General features: G+C 69.8%; 16 protein-coding genes and 1 pseudogene. 9 read left to right on the top strand and 8 right to left on the bottom strand.

Translation table 11 applies throughout. The features are described 5' to 3' along the window. Positions 1-47 precede the first annotated feature (47 nt). Positions 48-833, top strand: coding sequence for a LysR family substrate-binding domain-containing protein (locus tag IE325_RS23685; RefSeq protein WP_229911949.1), 786 nt, complete (start codon positions 48-50; stop codon positions 831-833). Positions 834-845: 12 nt separating this feature from the next. Here the strand turns inward: IE325_RS23685 and IE325_RS23680 are convergent, their stop codons facing one another. The 3 genes from IE325_RS23680 to IE325_RS23670 form a co-directional block, all read right to left on the bottom strand. Then, a complete protein-coding gene (locus tag IE325_RS23680) occupies positions 846-3,668 on the bottom strand; it encodes a beta-L-arabinofuranosidase domain-containing protein (RefSeq protein WP_190072038.1) in 2,823 nt (940 codons plus the stop codon). Between the two features lie 190 nt (positions 3,669-3,858). Continuing rightward, the gene (locus IE325_RS23675; RefSeq protein ID WP_190072037.1) at positions 3,859-4,545 is read right to left on the bottom strand and encodes an HAD family hydrolase; all 687 of its coding nucleotides are present in this window, start codon (positions 4,543-4,545) and stop codon (positions 3,859-3,861) included. 19 nt (positions 4,546-4,564) lie between these two features. Beyond that, positions 4,565-5,044: an Lrp/AsnC family transcriptional regulator gene (locus IE325_RS23670; protein WP_190072036.1), complete on the bottom strand. Its 480-nt coding sequence runs from the start codon at positions 5,042-5,044 to the stop codon at positions 4,565-4,567. A gap of 205 nt (positions 5,045-5,249) precedes the next feature. On the opposite strand from IE325_RS23670, the gene IE325_RS23665 reads away from it, so the two are divergent. Both IE325_RS23665 and IE325_RS23660 read left to right on the top strand, forming a co-directional pair. After that, positions 5,250-6,740 carry an FUSC family protein gene (locus IE325_RS23665; RefSeq protein WP_190072035.1) on the top strand — a complete coding sequence of 497 codons (1,491 nt, stop codon included), beginning with the start codon at positions 5,250-5,252 and terminating at the stop codon, positions 6,738-6,740. A 388-nt stretch (positions 6,741-7,128) separates the two neighbouring features. Next, on the top strand, positions 7,129-8,181 hold the full coding sequence (locus IE325_RS23660; protein ID WP_190072034.1) for a lactonase family protein: 1,053 nt from the start codon (positions 7,129-7,131) through the stop codon (positions 8,179-8,181). 80 nt (positions 8,182-8,261) lie between these two features. Here the strand turns inward: IE325_RS23660 and IE325_RS23655 are convergent, their stop codons facing one another. From IE325_RS23655 to IE325_RS23645, 3 genes and pseudogenes are all read right to left on the bottom strand, one after another. After that, positions 8,262-9,185 carry a sirohydrochlorin chelatase gene (locus IE325_RS23655; RefSeq protein ID WP_190072033.1) on the bottom strand — a complete coding sequence of 308 codons (924 nt, stop codon included), beginning with the start codon at positions 9,183-9,185 and terminating at the stop codon, positions 8,262-8,264. A gap of 119 nt (positions 9,186-9,304) precedes the next feature. Continuing rightward, the gene (locus IE325_RS23650) at positions 9,305-10,282 is read right to left on the bottom strand and encodes an N-acetylglucosamine kinase (RefSeq protein ID WP_190072032.1); all 978 of its coding nucleotides are present in this window, start codon (positions 10,280-10,282) and stop codon (positions 9,305-9,307) included. Beyond that, positions 10,279-10,443, bottom strand: a pseudogene (locus tag IE325_RS23645) (uracil-DNA glycosylase); the annotation flags it as partial. The gene IE325_RS23650 and the pseudogene IE325_RS23645, both read right to left, overlap by 4 nt. 269 nt (positions 10,444-10,712) lie before the next feature. On the opposite strand from IE325_RS23645, the gene IE325_RS23640 reads away from it, so the two are divergent. Further along, positions 10,713-11,390, top strand: coding sequence for a uracil-DNA glycosylase (locus tag IE325_RS23640; RefSeq protein ID WP_190072031.1), 678 nt, complete (start codon positions 10,713-10,715; stop codon positions 11,388-11,390). 243 nt (positions 11,391-11,633) lie between these two features. On the opposite strand, the gene IE325_RS23635 is transcribed toward IE325_RS23640, so the two are convergent. Next, positions 11,634-12,854, bottom strand: a complete 1,221-nt coding sequence (locus IE325_RS23635) for a metallophosphoesterase (protein ID WP_190072030.1) — start codon at positions 12,852-12,854, stop codon at positions 11,634-11,636. Between the two features lie 626 nt (positions 12,855-13,480). Continuing rightward, positions 13,481-14,947, bottom strand: a complete 1,467-nt coding sequence (locus IE325_RS23630; RefSeq protein ID WP_190072029.1) for a non-reducing end alpha-L-arabinofuranosidase family hydrolase — start codon at positions 14,945-14,947, stop codon at positions 13,481-13,483. A gap of 873 nt (positions 14,948-15,820) precedes the next feature. Between IE325_RS23630 and IE325_RS23625 the strand changes: the two genes are divergently transcribed. The 5 genes from IE325_RS23625 to IE325_RS23605 all read left to right on the top strand — a co-directional run bounded on the left by IE325_RS23625 (position 15,821) and on the right by IE325_RS23605 (position 21,878). Next, positions 15,821-17,251, top strand: coding sequence for an endo-1,4-beta-xylanase (locus IE325_RS23625; protein ID WP_190072028.1), 1,431 nt, complete (start codon positions 15,821-15,823; stop codon positions 17,249-17,251). 100 nt (positions 17,252-17,351) lie between these two features. Then, positions 17,352-18,653, top strand: a complete 1,302-nt coding sequence (locus IE325_RS23620; RefSeq protein ID WP_373315209.1) for an RICIN domain-containing protein — start codon at positions 17,352-17,354, stop codon at positions 18,651-18,653. Between the two features lie 959 nt (positions 18,654-19,612). Then, complete coding sequence (locus tag IE325_RS23615; protein WP_308437674.1) at positions 19,613-20,251, top strand: restriction endonuclease; 639 nt, start codon at positions 19,613-19,615, stop codon at positions 20,249-20,251. A gap of 431 nt (positions 20,252-20,682) precedes the next feature. Continuing rightward, positions 20,683-21,168 carry a GNAT family N-acetyltransferase gene (locus tag IE325_RS23610; RefSeq protein WP_190072026.1) on the top strand — a complete coding sequence of 162 codons (486 nt, stop codon included), beginning with the start codon at positions 20,683-20,685 and terminating at the stop codon, positions 21,166-21,168. 494 nt (positions 21,169-21,662) lie between these two features. Further along, on the top strand, positions 21,663-21,878 hold the full coding sequence (locus IE325_RS23605) for a hypothetical protein (RefSeq protein WP_190072340.1): 216 nt from the start codon (positions 21,663-21,665) through the stop codon (positions 21,876-21,878). Positions 21,879-21,894 lie beyond the last annotated feature (16 nt).

Genomic DNA, 21,894 nt, shown 5'->3' with positions numbered 1-21,894 from the left:
TATCGAGTGCGTGAACGACCCCCGACCACGCCCGGTAACCTGGGCAGGTGACAGGCTCGGAAGCACCCCCGCCCACCCCGCAGGCAGCGCCGTCGTTCCGGCTCGCGTACGTCCCGGGAGTGACCCCCGCGAAGTGGGTGCGGATCTGGAACGAACGCTTCCAGGACGTCCCCCTCACCCTCCACTCGGTGACCGCCGCCGAGGCGCCCGAGCTGCTCAGGGCGGGCGGGGCGGACGCCGGATTCGTACGGCTCCCGGTGGACCGTACGTTCTTCAGCGCGATCCCCCTCTACACCGAGACCACGGTCGTCGTCGTCCCCAAGGACCATGTGATCGCCGCGGTCGAGGAGGTCAGCACCGAGGACCTCGCCGACGAGGTCGTCTTCCACCCCCTCGACGACGTCCTCGACTGGGAGCGGCCCCCGGGACAGCCCGCCTTCGAACGCCCCGCCACCACCGCGGACGCCGTCGAGCTGGTCGCGGCGAACGTCGGCCTGCTCGTCGTACCCCAGTCGCTGGCCCGCCTCCACCACCGCAAGGACCTCACCTACCGGACGCTGGTGGACGCCCCCCAGTCGGGCATCGCCCTGTCCTGGCCGGAGGAGGCGACCACCGACCTGGTCGAGGACTTCATCGGCGTCGTCCGCGGCCGGACCGTCAACAGCACACGCGGCCGTACGACGACCCAGCCGACGTCCGCGACGGAGCAGCCGAAGCGCAAGCGCCCGGAGAGCGGGGGCGGCGCGCGTCGCCAGCCCGGGACCGGCCGCGGCGCCCAGGGGACCAAGGGAACCAAGGGCGCGCGGCGCGGGAAGCCCCGACGCAGGTCATAGACGTACGGCGGCTCAGGGGGCGTACGTCGCCCGTTCCGCCGTCCGCGTGACCGTCTGGCCGTCGGCCTGGCTCAGCAGACCGGCGCTCACCCATGCGTTCACGGTGGACCGCACCCGCGTGACCAGCGCACCCTTGCTGCCGAACGGGGCCCCGGCCCAGATCTCGTCCAGCAGGGTGGTGCCGTCGGCCTTCGCGGGGTTGGCGACGCCGGAGTCGGTGTTGCCGAAGATCACCCGGGGCTCCGAGCGCCGGAAGTAGGCGTGGGTCGGGTCCTCGGTGCCCTCGAAGAAGGGGGCGAACTCGGTGCCGGCGAGGGTGTGGTGCAGCGGCTTGCCGGACACGGGGGTGAGGGACGGCAGGAGGTCGCCGGAGAGTCCGGCGTTGCGGTAGAGGCCCAACTGGAGGTAGCTGGTCGCGGAGTTGCGGCCGACCAGATTGATGGGGCCGTAGAACAAGGTCTGGAGGGAGGGATCGTCGATCGCCTTCTCCACCCGCAGCCGGAACGGCATGGTGATCCGCACCGTGTCCCCGCTGCGCCAGGTCCGCGACACGGTGAAGTAGCTGCCCGGCGTCGGCGTACCGCTCACCGCACGGCCGTTGACCGTCACCCGGAACCCGGCCGTCGCCCACGACGGCACCCTCAGCCGCAGGGCGAAGGCCGCGCTGCCGCCGCCGATGATGAGCGTGGTGCCCTGCTCGCGCGGGAAGGCGGTGGTCTGAGTGACCGTCACTCCCTTTTCCGCCCAGGTCAGTTGGGACGGGCTGTACAGATTGACGTACAGCGCGCTGCCGTCGGCGGCCTTGAAGTACACCGAGTCCTGGTACTTGGTGGCGCTCTCCATGCCGGTGCCCTCGCAGCAGGTCGTACCCTGCTTGGGCGTGTAGTCCCGCACATGGCCCGGCGTCAGCCCGATGAAGTACGTGACCAGCGGCTTCTCGGCGTCGGCCTTGTCCTGCTTGGAGCCGAGGACCTGGTTGTAGAGGGCCCGCTCGTAGTAGTCCATGTACTGCGGCCGCTGCTCATGGAAGAACAGGGTCCGGCTCAGCTTCAGCATGTTGTACGCACAGCACGTCTCGGCGTCGGTGTCGCTGATCGTGCCCGCGATCACATCCCGGGCCTTCCAGAACTCGGCGGTACTGGTGCCGCCGATGCCGTACATGCGGTGCGGCACGACCATGCCCCAGAAGTTGCGGGCGGCGTCGAGATAGCGCTTCTCGCCGGTCGCGTCGTACAGCCGCAGGTACCCGGTGAAGATCGGTATGTGCTGGTTGGCGTGCAGCCCGTCGAGGATGTCGGTGTTCGCGGCGCAGTTGTCGATGAGCCGGTCGAGGTCGAACAGCTGGGCCAGCGCGAGGTGTTCGGCCTTGCCGGTGATCGAGTGCAGCTCGCAGATCGCCTCCACGATGCCCCCGAACTCGCCGCTGGAGAACAGCCCCCACATCCGCTGGAGGGTCGCCTCGGGCAGCTTGGACAGCCGTGAGTACATCCAGTCGCACATGCCGGACGCGAGATCGAGGGCCCGGTCGTCGTCGGTGGCGAGGTAGGCGTCCAGCACCCCCCGGAGGATCTTGTGCGCGGTGTAGTACGGCGCCCACACCTTCGTGTAGTCGCTGCTGGTCCTCGACTCCAGGTCGATGAACTGCGTCTCCGGGTACGCCGCCAGGAACCCGGGATGACTGGGCCCGCCCCAGGTGCGGCGCAGGGTGGCGTGGAGTCCGCGTCCGGAGGCATCGGCGAGCGTGCCGCCAGTGGTCTCGTCGAAGCCGTACGACGCGAGATCGCCGCGTCCGGCGGAGGTGTCGGCGGCGCGCTCGCCCTGCAACTCCGTGATGTCGGCGGAACTCAGCGCGCGCGACCAGACGTTGAACTCCTCGAAGGCGCCCGCGAAGACAGGGTCGGTGGAGAAGTTGGAGCGCCCGAGCCAGTTGTTGGTGAGGGTGCCGAGGGCGGCCGGGGTGAGCGTCATCGCCGTGTTGCGGGCCACGGCGGTGCCGTTGACGTACAGCGTCCCGGTGCCGCCCGCGATCGTGACGGCGAGGTGGCTCCACCGGTCCAGGGGCAGCGCGGCGGTGCCGTCGAGGCCCTGCTCGCCACCCGGTCCGCCGGTGGTGAGGGCGAAGCGCGGGACGCCGGCGGCGTTGCGGGCGGCCAGGTACATGTACCGGGTGTTGTTGTCGCCGAAGTCGAAGACCCGCGCCCAGTTGGCGGCGTGCGTGGGCTTCACCCAGATGGACAGGGTGATCGCCGAGGCACCCCCGGGGACGGCGGCGGGCAGATCGACGTACTGGTACGAGCCCCGGACATTCTCGGTGGCCGTACCGAACCTCCCGCCGACGCTCAGCACCGCCGGGTCCTTCCGCAGCGCCGCCCGCACCTCGGTCAGCGCCCCGACCATGGTGCGGATCCGGTCGGCGAAGACCTGCTCGCCGGTGCCGGCGTAGGCCTGCGACAGCATGGTCAGGAAATGCCCGGTGTAATGCCCGCGCAGGTTGCCGTTCGCCTCACCGTCCAGCCCTTCCCACCCACCGGGCGCCACCGCACCACCGGTGGAGAGCCCGGCGTTGGCACGGAAGACCTGGAGCAGCCGGTTGACGTCGTAGCCACGGGCATGGTCGAGCATCAACTGCCGCTTGTCGGCGAAGAGTCCGGGCCTGAGGGCCACTTCGTCGAGGGCGAAGGGCCGCACGGTCCATGCGGACGGGGTGACGGTCACGGCCTGCGCCTCCTCAGCGGCGGCCATGGCCCGCCCGGTCGCGGTGTAACCGATCGCCGGTGCCGCGGCGGCGAGGGCCGCGGCCTGGAGAAGGGATCTTCTGGAGAGGGGCGGTGCCATGGGGTGCTCCTCCGCGCGGGGGTCGTGTGGATCGTGATTCCGAAGCGTCTTGTTCGTGAGTCGTGTTCGTGATTCCGAACGACGTACGGATGGTCGACCAGACGTTATGCGGGGACCTAGGAGCCGTCAACGGTGCTGACGGGATTGGCGGTCAGGGATGCTCAGGGATGTGACGCCGGAGGTTCGTCCGTCACTCCGCCCCGCGCAGCCAGTCGTACGCCCGCCGCGCCGTGAACTCCCCCTGCCCGCCCCGCAGGAGCAGCCCCGCCGTCGCGAACTCCGGTGCGTCCGCCTGGGCGGGCACATACGGGATCGCGATGCACCGCATGCCGGCCGCGTGTGCCGCGGCGGCGCCAGGGGCCGCGTCCTCGACGACCACACAGTCGCCCGGGGCGGCGCCCAGGCGGTGGGCCGCCTCCAGGAAGACGTCGGGGGCGGGCTTGCCGTGGGCGACCTCGTCCGCCGAGACGACGGTGCGCAGATGGGCTGCGAGGCCCGTGGCGGAGAGGATCGCCGTGATGGCCGCCAGGGACGAACCCGAGGCCACGGCCATCGGGACGTTCGCGGCGGCCAGCAGTTCCACGAACTCGCGCATCTCCGGGTACGCGCGCGTCGAGGTGCGGGCGAGTTCCAGGTAGTGGTGGTTCTTCGCGGCCAGCAGTTCGGCGACCGGGGGTCGAAGGCCGTACTCCCGCTTCCAGAGGGTGACCGTCTCCAGCGTGCTGATGCCGACGTAGCGCTCGTGGTCCGCCCAGGTGAAGCCGAGGACGCCGTGCTCGGCGAGGAGTCGGCGGCCCGCCTCGTAGTAATTGGGCTCGCTGTCCACGAGTGTTCCGTCGAGATCGAAGATGACCGAAGTGCCGCCGAGACCGCTCATGGCCCCAGGATGTCAAAGGTCATTTCCGGGCCGCCGCCCGCCCGATCGACTCCACCAGCGGCAGCAGCCGGTGCGTGACACGTTCGCGCAGAGCCACCTCGCTGCGGGTGCGGACCACGCCGGGCAGGCTGATCAGTTTCTGGATCACATCCTCCAGGTGGGCGTTGTCCCGGGCCACCACCCGGGTCAGCAGATCCCCGCCGCCCGTGATCGAGAAGGCCTCGACGATCTCCGGTACGGCGGCGAGCGCGTCGCCCACGTCGTCGAGGTGGCCCTGGGTGACCTCGATGTGCACGAACGCCAGCACCGGGTGGCCGAGGGCGGCGGGGGAGAGCGTCGGTCCCGTGCCGGTGATCACGCCGTCCCGCTCCAGCCGGTCGAGCCGGGCCTGGAGGGTGCCGCGCGCGACACCGAGGACGCGGGCGTACTCGCGGACGCTGGTGCGGGGCTGTTCCAGCAGCAACCGCAGGATGCGGGTGTCGAGCTCGTCGACGGGCATGGTGTCCCGGCCTTCCTCCGCGCATGGTCCGATGGCTCTCCGATGGACGCCCAGGGACCGATTTCTCTGTGCCAATGGCCCAGCATATGTGAGGCCACTTGAGCCACTCTGCCCCGTGATGCTGCAATGGACCGGTCGATGGCGCTGCGGACCTCCGCGGCGCCTTTTTCATGCCGGTGTCGTGCCGGTCGAAGGGGCGGTAGTAGTGCTGAAGAGGGTGTTCCTGGCGCCGGACCCGGGGCGGGCGCGGCTGCGCTTCGCCGTGCGGGCCGTCCTCGGCATCGGGCTCGCGGTCGTGGTCTGCTCACTGGCCGGACACTCCCTCGTCGGCGCCGTCACCGGCGGGCTCGCCGCGCTGCTCGCCCTGTTCACGGTCACCGACGCCACCGTCCGCGGGCAGGCCGTCACCACCGCGCTGCTGCCCGTCGTCGGCATTCCCGTCCTCGCGGCGGCGGCCGAACTGCACGACCAGCCGGTCGCCCGCGACCTCACCTTCCTCGCCGTCGTCGGCGCCGGCGTGTACGCCCGCCGCTGGGGCCCGCGCGGCCACAGCCTCGGCGTGTTCGCGTTCATGACCTTCTTCGTGGCGCAGTTCCTGCACGCGACCCCGGGGCAGCTGCCCGAGCTCTACGCCGCCGTCCTGCTGTCCCTGCTCACCGCGTCCGCCGTGCGCTTCGGACTGTGGTGCTACGAGCGCCGCATGCCCCCGGCGCCCGCCCCCGCGCCGCCGGGCGGCAGCGGGCTGGCCCGGGTGACCACACGCCAGGCGATCCAGGCCACCGCCGGCGCGGGCTTCGCGCTCGTCGTGGGGCAGCTGGTGTCCGGGCAGCGCTGGTACTGGGCCGTCGGCGCCACCTGGTGGATCTTCGTCAACACCACGTCGCGCGGCGAGACCCTGGTCCGCGGCTTCCGCCGGGTCCTCGGCACGGTGATCGGCATCGGCCTCGGCCTGATGGTGGCCGTCCCGCTGGCGGGTGCGGGGGCGCCGACGGCGCTGCTCCTCGCCGCCTGTGTCTTCGGCATCTTCTACACGGCCGCCGTCTCCTACACCTGGATGATGCTCTGCGTCACGGTGCTCGCCGAGCTCCTCTACGGCCTCCTCGGCGTCCTCGACCCCGCCCTGCTGGCACTGCGGCTCGCCGAGACGGGCGTGGGCGCGGTCGGCGCGGTGCTGGCCGTGCTGTTCGTCCTGCCCGTCACCACCCACGCCGTCACCGACATCTGGATCCAGCGCGCCCTGCGCTGCGTCCACACCGCCACCGCCGAGGCCGCCGCCCGGCTGGCCGGCGACGAGAGCGCCGACCCCGCCCCGCGGCTGGCCGAGCTGGAGCAGCTGCTCGGCCGGGTACGGCTCTCGATCGCCCCGCTCATGCACCCGCTGAACCCGATGCCGGCCCGCAAGCGGCGCGCCCGCCATGTCCTGGCCCTGCTCGACGACTGCGCCCGGGAGATCCGCGGGCTCGCCGCCGTCGCCGCCGACCCCGAGGCCTCGCACGACGCCCGCCTGGCCGCCGCGTGCTGGCGCGTCGAGGCCGCGGTCGAGGCCCTGACCGCCGGCACGGACATCACCACCCCCACTGCCCACCCCACCGCGACGGACCCCGCCCTGGCCCACCTCCACGGCCTGGAGCGAGCCCTCACCGAACTGGCCCAGCCACTGCGGACGCCGTCGGGGTCACCGCTGGTCGGCGCGTAGCGCTCCGCGGGAGGGCGGGGGCGTGTCATCGCCGTCGTGGCAGAGCTGCATGGCGATGCGGCCTATGTAACTGGGTACGTCCGCGGCGTCGTCATGGCTGGTCGCGCCCGCGCGGCGGAGCCGCGGATCGCGATACGGGCTCGCGCCCCGTCGGCGCGCTGACACGGTCGTAGGCCGTCCGGAGGGTGGATCAGGGCGTCCGCCGGGTACTCCCGCACCCATCGGACCCCTCAGCTCGCGAGCCGCGCGGGAGCGGCCCGCGGGTGAGGTCGTGCGTCCGGGCGGAAGGTTGACCGAACTCGCCGACGATCACCCGACCTTGGTCTAGACCGATGATGATCCGCTGCTACCGTCAGCCCGGACGGCACCCGACCGGAAGGGGACAACGGTGGCAGACGTCGACAGGCTGGGGAGGCGGGCCTATATCGGCTCGTTCACGGCGGCCGGGGGCCATGGCATCACGACGGCCGCAGTGGCCGCGGGAAGCGGTGCGCTGACCGTCCTGAACGGCGTGCGCGATGTGCCCGACCCCGCGTACCTGGCCCTGTCGCCCCGAGGCGACACGCTCTACGCGGTCAGCGAGACGGCCGACGGCACCGTGGCCGCGTACCGCGTGACCGGCGCGAAGCCCGAGCCCGTCGGATCGCCGGTCCCGGTGGGCGGCAGCGGACCCACGCACCTCACCCTGTTCGCCGGCCACGTCCTGACCGCCAACTACGGCTCCGGCAGTGTCACCGCCCTGCCCGTGCGCTTCGACGGGACCCTCGGGGACGGCCCGCCCGTCGTCCTGCGGCACACCGGCTCCGGCCCGCACACCCCACGCCAGCAGGGTCCGCACGCCCATCAGGTGCAGCCCGACCCGAGCGGCCGCTGGGCCGTCAGCGTCGACCTCGGCACCGACTCGGTGAGGGTGTGCACGCTGGCCGACGGCACGCTCGACGTGCACCGGGAGATCGCCCTGCGCCCCGGCTCGGGCCCCCGCCACCTCGCCTTCCACCCGCACGGCCCGTACGCCTACGTCGTCAACGAACTCACCCCCACCGTGACCATCTGCCACTGGGACGCCGACGACGGCACGCTGAAGCCCCTGACCGAGATCCAGGTGCTGCCGGGCGCCCCGGCCGGCGACGCCTACCCGTCGGGCATCGCCGCCTCGCCGGACGGCCGCTTCGTGTGGACCGCCACCCGCGGCGAGGACGTCCTGTCCACGTTCGTCGTCGAGGGCGAGGAACTGCGGCTGGTCGGCACGGTCACCTGCGCCGGACACTGGCCCCGCGCGCTCACCGAGGCGGGAGGCGTCCTGTACGTCGCCAACGAGCGCTCCGGCGATGTGTCCTGGTTCGCCGTCGACCCGGACCGGGGACTCCCGCGCTACGAGGGCTCGATCGAGGTGCCGGCGGCGTCGTGCGTGGTGATCGGGCCGGACGTCCACATGCCGTGACCGCGTGACCGTATGCCGAAGGGCCCGCTCCTCGTACGGGAGCGGGCCCTTCGGCGTCACGGCTGTGATTGATGCGCGCGTCAGCGCACCGGCGTCCCCTGTGCCTGCTGCGGCGCGATGCCCAGTGCCGTCGTGTACTTCGACAGGGCGAGCTTCCCGATCGCCGGGTACGGGCCGAGCGCCTCGGCGGCGGAGCAGCCCGCCTCCTGCGCGGCCTCCGCGATCAGGCTCGGGTCGATCTCCGGCCCTATCAGGTACGGCGCCAGCGCCAGCTGCTGCGAGCCCGAGGACCGCAGCTGCTCGGCGACGGCAGTGATCGAGCCGTCCTGGTCCAGGGCCGCCGCCATCACCGGCACGGCAAGCCGCGCGGCGAGCAGCATGCCGGTGATCCCGGCCGCCTGCACGGCCTCCTCGCCGCCGACGGACGCCAGGATGATGCCGTCCGCCGCCGTGGCCACGGTGAACAGCCGGGCGCGGTCGGCGCGGGCAAGGCCGGCCTCCGACAGCCGCACATGCAGCGCCTCGGCGAGCAGCGGGTGCGGGCCGAGTACATCGGTCAGGTCGGCCGCGACGCGGCTGTCCATCACGGCCTGGCGGATGACGCGCAGCAGCGCACCGTCCGGGCCTGCGAGCAGCGGCACGACCACGGCGACGGGGCCCTCGGGCTCCTTGACCTCCACACCCGCGGCGAGCGCCTGCTCATAGCGGGCGGTGCGCTCCTCGGCGGCGTGCACCAGCACCGACTGGAGTGTGGGGAACTCCATGTCGTCGCCGTCGACGTACCCGATCCGGGCATCCAGACCGGGGAGCTCGGAGCGGGCGATGCTCACGACCTCCTCGGCGAGGCCGCGGGTGGCGGCGCTCGGCGTGCCCGGCACCGCGAGAACAAGCGAGGGCGCGCCCTCGGGAGCCGCCAACGGCTCGGGTCGGCGGTGCCGCCCGGGCTGACGAGGTCGCGGCATTCGTACTGGCAGGCCGGACGCGGGCCCAGTGGGGGAGCTCATGGCGACGCATGTTACTGGCTTCCTGGGCTCCTCTGTTCGGGGAGGGTGCAGGTGAGCGGTATCTGTCCGCTTATGTCTGATTGAGTTATTGCGATACGGAACCTGGTGACGTAGGTGGATCAGTCCCGCTGCTCGGTCGCTACGCAGAGCATCGCCTCGTCACCCGGCAGAGCGAGCACACCCGCCGCCAGATCCGTCGCGATACGCACCGCCCCGTCCAGCGGATCCCCGGCGGCCCGGACACGCCGTGCGTGCGGCAGTCGCTTCGACAACTCCTCGTCCAGAGATACGACAAGAGGCGTGCCCATGTTCAACAGGCCGCCGGTGACGGCGACTTGGGGCTCTCCGGCGGCGGGGCAGACGGCGGCCGCGGAGTCGGCCATGTGCCGGGCGGCGGCCCGCAGGATGTCCGCCGCCACCGGGTCGGCGTCGGCGCAGGCGCCCACCTGGGGAGCGAAGGAGGCGAGCACGGCGGCGCGGTCCGGGCGCGGATAGAGCCTGCCCGGCAGTCCGGGCGCCGGGCCGAACAATTCCTCCGCGCGGGCCAGCAACTCGGCCGACCCCTCGGGCCGCCCGTCGTACGCCCGCATCGCCGCCTCCAGCCCCGCCCGCCCGATCCAGGCACCGCCGCCGCAGTCACCGAGCAGATGCCCCCAGCCGTCCGCACGGCGCCAGCGCGTCAGATCGGTGCCGATCGCGATCAGGCCCGTGCCCGCGGCGACCACGGCACCGGGCACGGGCCCGAGCGCCCCGACATAGGCGGTGACGGCATCGGCGACCAGAGCCACTCGCCGGACGCCGAACTCCCGCTCCAACGCGCCCGGCAGCTCGGCCCGCAGACCGTCCCCCAGACTGGCGAACCCGGCGGCCCCGACGGCCACCGCATCCAGCCGGGAGACCCCGGCCTCGGCCACTGCCGCGCGCACCATGGGCACCAACTGCTCCATGAAATGCCCGGCATCGATGCCCTGGTCCCCGGTGCGCACCGCCTCACGGGACGCGCGCCGCGCCCGCGCACCACCGTCGACGGTGCCGACGACGACCCGCATCCCGGACCCGCCGGAGTCGACCGCGACGAACCCGGCGACGCCGGTCACGGCAGGCGCCAGTCCACCGGCTGCCCGCCCTGACCGATCAGGAGGTCATTGGCGCGGCTGAACGGGCGGGATCCGAAGAGGCCGCGGTCGGCCGACATGGGGGAGGGGTGCGCGGACTCCACCGAGGGGAGGCTGCCGAGCAGGAGGCGCACCTCGGGCGCCACCGAGAACGACAGCCCCACCGCATGTGCGGGGGTTCCGGGATCTGGGTATCGGGGACGAAGGGCTGACCGAGGATGATGACCGTGGCGGAGTGGCTTGCGCACTGGACGGAACAAGCTCCTCTCCTTCCCGGTGACCGGCTGCGTCATCTGCTCGACCGACTCGAAGGTCTCGACGAGGAGGAAGAGTAGCGCCTGAAGGGTGGCCCCTGTGCGGGGGCTTGCGTGTGTATGGAGGGCGGCTGTGTGTGCCAGTAGAGTGACGTGCCGTGGCACCACGACCCTTGCATGAACTTGTTGAAGCAGGCTGGGCGAAGGCTCTTGAACCTGTGGCCGAACGCATCGCCGCCATGGGGGACTTTCTTCGGGCCGAGATAGCGGCTGGCCGGACTTATCTTCCTTCCGGGGCGAATGTCCTGCGGGCCTTCCAACAGCCCTTCGATGACGTCCGGGTCTTGATCGTGGGGCAGGATCCCTACCCCACACCAGGCATGGCGATCGGGTTGAGCTTCGCGGTCTCGCCCGAGGTGCGTTCGTTGCCGGGGAGTCTGGAGAACATCTTCCGGGAGATGCACTCCGACCTCGGTCTGGCGAGGCCGTCGAACGGTGATCTGACGCCGTGGGCGCAGCAGGGGGTGCTGTTGCTCAACAGGGCGTTGACGACGGCTCCGCGCAAGCCCGGCGCGCACCGGGGTAAGGGGTGGGAGGAGGTCACCGAGCAGGCGATCACGGCGCTGGCCGGGCGTGGTAAGCCGCTGGTGTCGATCCTGTGGGGTCGTGACGCGCGTAATCTGCGGCCGTTGCTGGGGGATCTGCCGGCGATCGAGTCCGCGCACCCGTCTCCGATGTCGGCGGACCGGGGCTTCTTCGGTTCGCGTCCGTTCAGCCGGGCCAACGACCTGCTGATCCGGCAGGGAGGACAGTCGGTGGACTGGCGACTGCCGTAGGGCACGGCCCCCCCGCTGCGCCGAGCCTTCCTGGCCAAGTATCAGCAGGTTCTTGGTCTGCTGGTGGTACAAGCGTCAGGTGTCGCTGACCGGCGTAAAACGTGGCCAGATATGGCTCATTGGAGCCGTCGGCCCGGGAATGGTCCGGATCTTGTCCTCAGCGAGACGGGCCTGGTCATCTGTCGACGCCGCACCCCCTCGGTTCATGGACTGCTCCAAGCGGATGTGTTGGCCCGCCCAGTGCTACGGCGAGGTGGGCAGGTGCGGGGAGCGGAGCACGAGCAGGGTGATCTCGCTGGGGGCGAAGACGCGGAACGGCGGGCCCCAGAAGCCGGTGCCGCGGCTGGTGTAGAGGAGGGTGCGGGTGCCGTGGTGGCTGAGGCCGGCGAGGACGGGCTGGTCGATGCGGACCAGGTGGTGGAAGGGCCAGATCTGGCCGCCGTGGGTGTGGCCGGAGAGTTGGAGGTCGATGCCGTCGGCTGCCGCCCGGTCGACGAACTTGGGCTGGTGTGCCAAGAGCAGGACGGGTAGGTCGGGGTCGGCGCCGTTCAAGGCTCCGGCGAGGTGGGCGCGGTGGCCCGCCAGGCCGGAGGACTCGGCGGTGACGTCATCCACGCCGGCGACCACGAGGGAGTCGCCTCCGCGTTCGAGCAGCAGATGGCGGTTGCGCAGCGGCTCCCAGCCCAGCTCGCCCATCAAGTCGACCCAGCCCTGGGCCTCGCTGTAGTACTCGTGGTTGCCGGTGACGTATACACGGGCCCGGCTGGCTCGCACGGTACCGAGTGGGAGGGCCTGGGCGCGGCGGCGTTCGGCCGTGCCGTCCGCGATGTCGCCGGTGTGGCAGACCAGGTCGGCTTCCAGGGTGTTCACCGTCTCGCATACCCGCGCCGACCAGCGCGTGCGGTCGAGTGGGCCGTAGTGCGTGTCGGTGATGAGGACGACGCGGATGCCGTCCAACCCGGCACCCAGCCGTGGGAGTTGCACGTCGAGGCGGCGCACGCGTGGCACGCGGCGGGCTTCGGCGTACCCCCAGGCGAGTAGCACCGCGGTTATGCCGAGGACGGCCCAAGTGACGATTCGGGCCCGGTCCTGACTCTCGCCGATGCCGGCCACGGTCAGGGCGAGCCGCAATGGGACGCCGAGCAGAATGGACCAGGTGAACAGAACCCAGCTGGTGCCCAGCAGAGTGTCACCGGTGATCGCCGCCCGGTCCTGCTGGCGTCGGCCGTGGCCGCGCACCATCGCGAGCGGCATACCAACGAGGCCGAGGGCGAACAGGGTGGTGCCGACCAGCGTGACGGGGATCGGCCAGTGCTGGCCGGTGTGCAGGAGCACCCAGCAGGGCACGGCCCACAGCAGGACGGGGGCGATCAGGGGGATGTAGCGCATCAGGCGGTGCAGTCGGCTCTGCCGCGGAGCTTGCACTTCGCTGTGGGCGGGTCGGGCGTTGCTCGTGTCGGTCACGCTTCCCCTCCCTGGCCAGGCTGCCGTCTCGCGCACTGTATCCGGTCGCCCTCGGGCCGGCCGGACCGGCGTTCATGGGCGCGGCCCCCTGGGGCGAAGGGTTCCTGAGAACTCGCATCGGCGCGGACCGGGGAGGCCACTGTCCTCCCTGGACTTGTCCAGGCCCACCACATGGGCACTCAAAGATCAACCAACTTTGCGATCGAAGTAGGACAAACCCGACACTCGCCAGGCGCGGATTCTCTCCACCGGCCGCACACCGCACGGTACATGGGCCGGCCCCGAGCGCGACATGTGCGTCGCCTCCAACCGCGGCCATCGCCGCGTGTACGAGCGCATCGCCGCCCACGACCCGAGCGGTGCGGTCGTGGCGATGTTCACCCACATCACTGAAGCCTGGCTCGTCCGCCGCAGCGCGCCAGGCGACCCGGTGCGCCTGGACCGTTGGCAAGGGCCACCGGCGGCGGCACCGCGTTGCAGGATGGCCTTCGGGCTGGTGAGCGTTCCCCGATCCCGCGCTCTGTCGCCGTATGAGCGCTGACGTTGTCGCGTGACCCGGGCGGGCTCGGCCTTCCGCCGAGCCCGCCACGCCGGCTCCATACCGGAGCCGGACTCGTGTCACGCCGTCAGCGCTGCAGTGTCAGCAGGCCCGGACGGTAGGGCAGGAGGCCGTAGTCGCCGCCGGAGTTGGGGCTGCGCCCCTGGTAGAGCAACTGCAGATTGCAGGGATCGACGGTCATGGTCTGATCGGCGCTGGTGCGGAGCAGTTCGCCATGGCTGATGTCGTTGGTCCAGGTGGCGCCACTGTTGGCCTTGCCGGCAAAGGGGTTGCTCTCGGTCGCGGCCTGGGGTGTCCATGAGCCGTTCAGACTGGTGGCCGTGAACGAGCGGAAGTAGCGGCCCTGCGAGCCGATCGCCTCGACGATCATGAGGTAGCGGTTCTGGCCCTGCAGTTTGTAGACCTGCGGGGCTTCGAACAGGTTGTTCCTCGTATCGCTCATGATCACTGTCGAGGTCGAGCCGAAACTGCCCGGGAAGTTCCCGATCGGCATGCTGGCCCGGTAGATCTTGCCGTTGTCACCGGCGAAGAACAGGTACATGTTCGTCCCGTCACCGATGAGTGCCTGGTCGATGGGTCCTGTTCCGGAGTCGCCGATGCTTCCGGAGAAGAGCACCTGCTCCGACGACCAGCCGTTCGGGTTGGTGGGGTCGCTCGACGTCCGGTAGGAGAAGGCGGTCCTACCCCACTGGTAGGCGAGCACCCAGATGTTCTTCGGCGCGAAGTAGAAGAGCGTGGGCGCGACGGTGGATGTCGACATCGTGTTCTGGCTGGCCGAGGCCATCTCCGACCAATTGGTGAACAGGCCGAAGTTCATTGAACCCCAGCTCGTCCCCGTGTCGTGCGTCGTCGCGTAGACGAGCTGCTTGCCGTTGTAGGGGGCGACGGTGAAGTCCTTGAGCGAGACCCACCCCGACTTGGGCTGCGCCAGCGCCCCCGTCGATGACCAGCGGTATGTCGACGGAAGATTGCACGTGCCGGGGTTGCCGGCGCCGACCTGGACGAGCTGCCACTGCTGGTTTGCGCCGCCCCAGTCGTCGTACTGGACGATGTTCGCGTTGTCGGCGGTGGAGCCGCCCTGCACTTCGAGGGCCTTGTTGCTGTGGCGGGCGATCAGCCTCACGTAGCCACCCGAGCTGTCGGCCAGCCGCCACTGCTGGTTGGTGGCGTTCTGGTCGGTCCACTGGACGATCGGGCCGCCGTTGGCGGTGGACCCGTTCTGGACGTCCAGCACCTTGCCGGAGTGGCGGGACTTGATGCGGTAGTAACCGCCGCCGGCGTCGACGAACTGCCACTGCTGCTGGTTCTGATCGTTCCTGGTCCACTGGGTGATGCGCGCGCCGTCGGTGGTCGCCAGGTTGTAGACGTCCAGGGCTTTGCCGCTGTTGCGGTTGACCAGCACATACGAGGCGTTGGGGTCTACGGTCGCCGCGCCGGCCGGCTGGGCGCCGAGGAAGGTGGCCACCAGCAGCAAGGGCGCAAGGACGGCGAGTATGCGTCTTGGACGGACCGGGGACGCGTGGCGAAACCACATCAGAGGGCCTCCTTTGGGGCGGGGGTGAGGTGATCCCGATGAACCACGAAGCGGACGTGCCGAGGGACAGGGGGAATCTCGAATGTTTCGAAGAATTCTCCGGATGCTTCGACGCCACAAGCTAGGAATGCGGGACCCTCTGGTCAAGGCTTGTCGCCGATCTGTCCATAAACAGCGCGTCCCCTCTGGGCTTGACAGGCTGTCGCGCCGACCGGAAACCCTCCGGTGGTTTGCGTATACAGCTCGCCGGTCCAAGGTGGCATCCGCCGACGTCGGCGCCGGGGGTTCGCCTTCCGGCTCGCCGGGATTCCAGAAAGTTTCGAGATGAGAACCGAAACTTCTTCTGCGGGGAGTATTGACGATGCATCGTCAATACCTCAATCATCCCTGTCTGAGACGCCGGGGATAGTTCGAGATATCGGACCACGTCGGCCCTGAGCAATCTGTGCTGCACGCCAGATCCACGCACGGCTGCACGACAGATCCGCGCACCAAAGCACCTGCGCCACCCCTTTTCGTTCCGGTGAGGTTCCCACCAGCGCGCATCCTGGCTCTTCGCGCAGTTGGAGAGGTACGCGACGCCGCGTGGCGGTCCCCCGGCTGAGCCGCGATGGAGTACCCCCATGCCTGTGTCGAACATGCCTGTGCCGAAACACCGCCGCCGCCCGCCGCCGGCTGTACGCCGTACGTCACCCGCCGGCCGACCGGATGCCGTCCGTGCCGGTTGAGCTGGTCCCGGTCCCATGACCGCGGTGTCCGGTGATTCCGTGCTGCCCGGGTTCCGGCTCGCCCCGTCCGTCTGCCGAGTGGGAGCGGACGACGCATCCCCCTGCGCTTCAGTCCTTCCGTGATTTCTACCTTGGAGGCACAGCCATGGGCTCGTATGCCCTTCCCAGACCCGTTATCCGCCGGAAGCTCCGCGGCCTGCTGTTGGCGCTGGTCGTCGCCGTCCTCGGTGCGGCCGCCGCACTGGTCGCGCCGCCGACCGCCCACTCCGCCGAGAGCACGCTCGGCGCCGCGGCGGCGCAGAGCGGCCGCTACTTCGGCACCGCCATCGCCTCGGGCAGGCTGGGCGACTCGGCGTACACGACGATCGCGGGCCGTGAGTTCAACTCGGTGACGGCCGAGAACGAGATGAAGATCGACGCCACCGAACCGCAGCGGGGCCAGTTCAACTTCACCGCCGGCGACCGCGTCTACAACTGGGCGGTGCAGAACGGCAAGCAGGTGCGCGGCCACACCCTGGCCTGGCACTCCCAGCAACCCGGCTGGATGCAGAGCCTCAGCGGCAGCACGCTGCGCCAGGCGATGATCGACCACATCAACGGCGTGATGGCCCACTACAAGGGCAAGATCGCCCAGTGGGACGTCGTGAACGAGGCCTTCGCCGACGGCAGTTCGGGAGCCCGGCGCGACTCCAACCTGCAACGCACCGGCAACGACTGGATCGAGGTCGCCTTCCGCACCGCGCGCGCCGCCGACCCGGCCGCCAAGCTCTGCTACAACGACTACAACGTCGAGAACTGGACCTGGGCCAAAACCCAGGCCATGTACGCCATGGTCCGGGACTTCAAGCAGCGCGGCGTGCCGATCGACTGCGTCGGCTTCCAGTCGCACTTCAACAGCGGCAGCCCCTACAACAGCAACTTCCGCACCACCCTGCAGAACTTCGCCGCCCTCGGCGTCGACGTCGCCATCACCGAACTCGACATCCAGGGTGCCCCGGCCTCGACCTACGCCGCCGTGACCAACGACTGCCTGGCCGTCCCGCGCTGCCTCGGCATCACCGTCTGGGGTGTGCGCGACTCCGACTCCTGGCGACCGGAGCACACGCCGCTGCTGTTCAACGGCGACGGCAGCAAGAAGCCCGCCTACACCGCCGTCCTCAACGCACTCAACGGCGGCTCCACCACGCCCCCGGGGGAATCCGGACAGATCAAGGGCGTCGCTTCCGGCCGCTGCCTGGACGTGCCGAACGCCAGCACCACCGACGGCACCCAGGTCCAGCTGTGGGACTGCCACAGTGGCACCAATCAGCAGTGGACGCCCACCGCCGCCGGCGAGCTCAGGGTCTACGGCAACAAGTGCCTGGACGCCGCCGGTACCGGCAACGGCACCAAAGTCCAGATCTACAGCTGCTGGGGCGGTGACAACCAGAAGTGGCGCCTCAACTCCGACGGATCCATCGCCGGCGTCCAGTCCGGCCTCTGCCTCGACGCCGCCGCAAGCGGCACCGCCAACGGCACCCTGATCCAGCTCTACTCCTGCTCGAACGGCAGCAACCAACGCTGGACCCGCACCTGAGGGGACCTGCCACAAACGAAAGGGAGAATCCATGAAGACCTACGGTGCGGCTTCCCCCGCCCCTCCACCCAGACATCGCTGGTGGTCCCGGATCGCCGCCGTGGTGGCGGCAACCCTCGCGATCGGCATGCTCGCCGTCGTGAATCCGGCGCCCGCCGAGGCGGCGACGGTGGACACCAATGCCTGGTATGTCCTGGTCAATCGAAACAGCGGCAAGGCGCTGGACGTCTCTGACACGTCCACCGCCGACGGCGCGCGGGTCAACCAGTGGACGCGCCACGACGGAGCCAACCAGCAGTGGCAGTTCGTGGACTCCGGCGACGGCTTCTACCGCCTCAAGGCCCGGCATTCGGACAAGGTTCTCGACGTGGCCGGCGCCTCGACCGCAGACGGTGCCGCGATCCAGCAGTGGGCCGACCACAACGGGGCCAACCAGCAGTTCCGACTGGCCGACTCCGACGCGGGCCACGTCCGGCTGATCAACCGCACCAGCAGCAAGGCGGTGGAGGTGCAGGGCGCCTCCACCGCCGACGGCGGCAACGTCGTCCAGTACTCCGACTGGGGCGGTGCCAACCAGCAATGGCAGATGGTCAAGCTGTCGTCCGGTGGCGGCGGCGCATGCGGCAGTGCCCCGACTCTGGCGAGCGGTACGCACACGATTCAGAGCGGCGGCAAGAGCCGCAGCTTCATCCTCAGGGTTCCCGCCAACTACGACAACAGCCACCCCTACCGGCTGATCTTCGCGTTCCACTGGCGGGGCGGAACCGCCGGCGAGGTGGCCTCGGGCGGCACGAGCGGGAGCGCCTGGTCCTACTACGGCCAACAGGAACAGTCGAACAACAGCGCGATCCTCGTCGCGCCCCAGGGCCTCGGCAACGGCTGGGCCAATTCGGGCGGTGAGGACGTCACCTTCGTCGACGACATGATCCGGCGAATCGAGGGCGGTCTCTGTGTCAACCCGGCACAGCGTTTCGCCACGGGATTCAGCTGGGGCGGCGGCATGAGCTACGCACTCGCATGCAGCCGAGCGAACGTCTTCCGGGCCGTCGCGGTCATCTCCGGCGCTCAGATCAGCGGGTGCAGCGGCGGCACCCAGCCCATCGCCTACTTCGGAATCCACGGCATCAGCGACAACGTCCTCAACATCGGGCAGGGACGGTCCCTGCGCGACAAGTTCGTCGCCAACAACGGCTGCACTGCCCAAAGCCCGCGCGAGCCCGCTCCGGGCAGCCGAACGCACATCACCACCACCTACTCGGGCTGCCGTGCCGGATACCCGGTCCAGTGGGCCGCGTTCGATGGAGGCCACATACCCGGTCCGGTCGACGGCTCCTCCGGCGAAAGCGGCGTCACCACCTGGACCAAAGCAGAGATCTGGAGGTTCTTCGCACAGTTCCAGTGACACGCCCGCAGCACTGAGTGGAGCCAGGATGATCCTGGCTCCACTCCGTCGACGCCCATCCCGGACTGAAGGACGGAAGAGGCCTTTCCAGGCGTGCGCCCACGCCTTCGGACTGGGTGCGGCTGGTGAACAGGCCGTGGGAGAAGTGGCGTTCGTAGAACACGCCCTCGCGAAAGGAGGTCTCGCCCGCCCGGTTCACGGCCTCGCGGGCCGCCACGGCCGCGGGTTTCTGAACAAGGGCGACGGTGGCGGTGATCTCGGCGGTCCCCTCCAAGAGAAACAGCGCATTCACGCACCGGTTGTCCCTAAATGGCCCTGTCCCGGGCCTGGACCCCTCGAACGAGACAGCGCTCTCGACCTTGTTCGGAAGGGCGAGTATCACCAAGGAAAGGATCCCGGCTTTCTTGGTCTGCTGGTGGTACAGCGGCAGCGCATCGCTGACCTGCGCACATGGCAGCCATGGACACATCGGCGAAGTCGTTGGCCCGGGAATGGTCCGGATCTATGCGGGCGTTGAAACTGAGGCTCGGCTTGGATGGGCCTTCGCCTCGTTCATGGGTTGATGGCCGACGCCGATGAGTGGAATTCGCATGTGAACAGAAAGTCCACCGCCAAACCCCCTCCGCCTGGTCGCGGTGTCCTCCAGGCTGCCTGCGCGTGAGCGCGGCGGCAATAGCCTCGGCAGCGGCTGGGCGTCTCTTCGCCTGGCCGCAGCGGCGCACTGAGTTCAGGCTGTCTGCGCAAGTCGGCTTGTTCCGCTTGCTCCTGTGGCCAAACTGCCTGGTCGTCCTTTTTTGGGGTGCGGGTTGAGCAGCTGCGCCTGCGTCTGGTTTCCGTCGTGGTTGTGGTGCTCAGGGTGGCTGACTGTCAGTGGCGGGTGCTGTCATCTGGCCAACGAACCTTCTGCGTAGTTGAGTTGGGCGGAGTGAGGAGCAGGTCATGCCCTGGGTGGGGGAGTCATGGCGACACGACGACGGCGCCGGCGGTTGAGGAAGCGCACGCGCCGGCACTTACAGGGCTGGAGCAGCGTCGCGGCGGTGGTCGTGGTGGTGTGGCTGGTGGGGAAGTGGGCTGCGGTGTGGCCGATCCTTGTGGTCGCGTTCGGTGTGATCGTGGTGGCCGGGGGCGGCTGGAAGTTGTGGCGTGCGCACTCGGACGCGGTGGGCCAGGACCGAGAGTGGCGGGCGCAGGAGGAAGCGAAGGCGCGCGAGCTGTCGATGACGGAGGTCGATGCTCTGTCCTGGCAGGACTTCGAGGCTTACATCGCGGACCTGTGCCGCCGGGACGGCTGTACGAAGGTTGTCGTCAGCGGCAAGAGCGGTGACCTGGGTGCCGACGTCATCGGCTACTTCCCGGACGGCCGCAAACTGGTCGTCCAGTGCAAGAAGTACGCGCCCGAGCGCAGCGTGCCCTCGCAGGACATGCAGAAGTTCGTGGGCACCGCCCGCCTTGAGCACGGCGCGGATGTCGCTGTGTTCGTCACCACCTGCCGTACGTTCACCAAAGCCGCGCAAGGGCTGGCGCTGCGGCAGAACATCGCGGCCTGCACCGGGACCTGCTGGGGGCCTGGGCCAAGGGAGCCGATCTGGAGACTCTGATTCCGCTCGGCGGGCGAGGCGACGGCAGAGCGAAGCGCAGCTCGCCGGCCTGATGTCCATGAGGTGTTGGAGGCTCATACTTCGAGCGCCGCGCTCAGGAGGGCAAGACCCGGCGTGAGATCAACCACTGCCTCAAGCGATATGCCGCCCGCGAGGTCTTCAACCTGGTCCGGACGGTCTCCACCGACCCCCCCCGTTATAGGGGCGTCTGTGATAGCGGGTGATGAGGCAGAGCCCCCGTCGGGAACCATCCCGACGGGGCTTTTGCGGGGTTGGTCGTGGCCGCGGGTGACCTGTCGGCCTACGCGGACGCCGGTCACCTGGCCTGCCGAGGCCGACCCCCTCGCCTTTCCCGGGAGCGGTGCAGGAGCGCCTGCGCGAGCAGCCGACCCGCCGCATGAAGGCATTCCCCGGTGCGAAATACTCTCCCGATGAGTTCACGCAATTCCCCGATCAGCCAGCCGATCATGATACGGAGGGCCGTCGCGCGGGATGCCAAACGGCTCACCCGGCTCGTGCGTGGCTCAGCAGCCTACGAGGGTAAGTACGCAGCCGCAGTCGCGGGCTACCGGGTCGGTCCTGATTACATCGAGGCCCACCGCGCCTTTGTGGCCGTCGGCGCCGACGAGCACGGAGACCGGGTCCTCGGGTTCTACTCGCTCGTCCTCGCTCCACCGGAGCTCGACCTGCTGTTCGTCGCCGACGAAGTGCAAGGGCGGGGTATTGGACGGCTACTCGTCGCGCACATGCAGTCCGAGGCCCGTGCCGCCGGGATCGACCGTCTCAAGGTCGTGTCGCACCTTCCCGCCGAGGACTTCTACCACCGCGTCGGTGCGGTGCGGACCGGGACCGCGTTCGCGAACCCGCCCGCCGTGCCGTGGGACCGTCCCGAATTCGAGTTTCGCATTTCGGGATGACGCGGTGTGCCGGTTGGCGGGGCACCGGCTTCGTCTGCGTGGTGGCCGGCTGCGCGCTCCGTGTGTGCCGTCGCCTTTGCCCCGGCGTGGTGATCGCCTGCGCCAGCGGCCTGCCCTCCTGGCGAATTTCTCACCTCGGGCACTCCTGGAGCCATCGCAATCGGCATGCATTCCCTGCCAACCTGTCGGGCCATGGTGCGGCTAAGCCGTCTTCCGCGCGATTGGAGCCGGTGGGTGAACCTGTGTCTTCAGCGAATACTCCGAAGCTGTCGGAGTGCTGACAGCGTCCTGGGGAGGTTTGCGGCGATGGGCTCGGGCCCAGATGGCCGCGGTGGTCCATGAGGTGCTGGAAGAGGTCGATTGCTCACCGCCTGATCCCCGCAAGACAGGGTCTACGTACTAACACTCGATGCCCGGTCCAGGCATCGCCGGCCCGTGGTTTCCGCCAGCACGGCCCGCCAAGATCCATGTATGGGCCCGACCGAGGAGGCGCCATGCTGTCCGAGCCATTCAGAGAGTTCCGATTCGCAGAGGTCAACAAGCACGAGAGCGACCGCAATCTGGATCTGGTCCTGGCCGAATTCCGAAACTACCAGCAGGGTATTCTGCCCGCCGAGCCGGGCGCCCGCAGCCTGACCGAGCTCTTCGCCAGCATCGACGAGAACTCGATCCTACGAGCTCGTAACACGATCACGATCCGGGCTTCTTGAGGCGTGTCCACGCACG

Origin of the sequence: Streptomyces lanatus, from assembly GCF_014655715.1 — a bacterium.
Taxonomy (GTDB): domain Bacteria; phylum Actinomycetota; class Actinomycetes; order Streptomycetales; family Streptomycetaceae; genus Streptomyces; species Streptomyces lanatus.
Note: the sequence above shows the minus strand (reverse complement) of the source record. Positions and strands in the feature narration are given on the sequence as shown.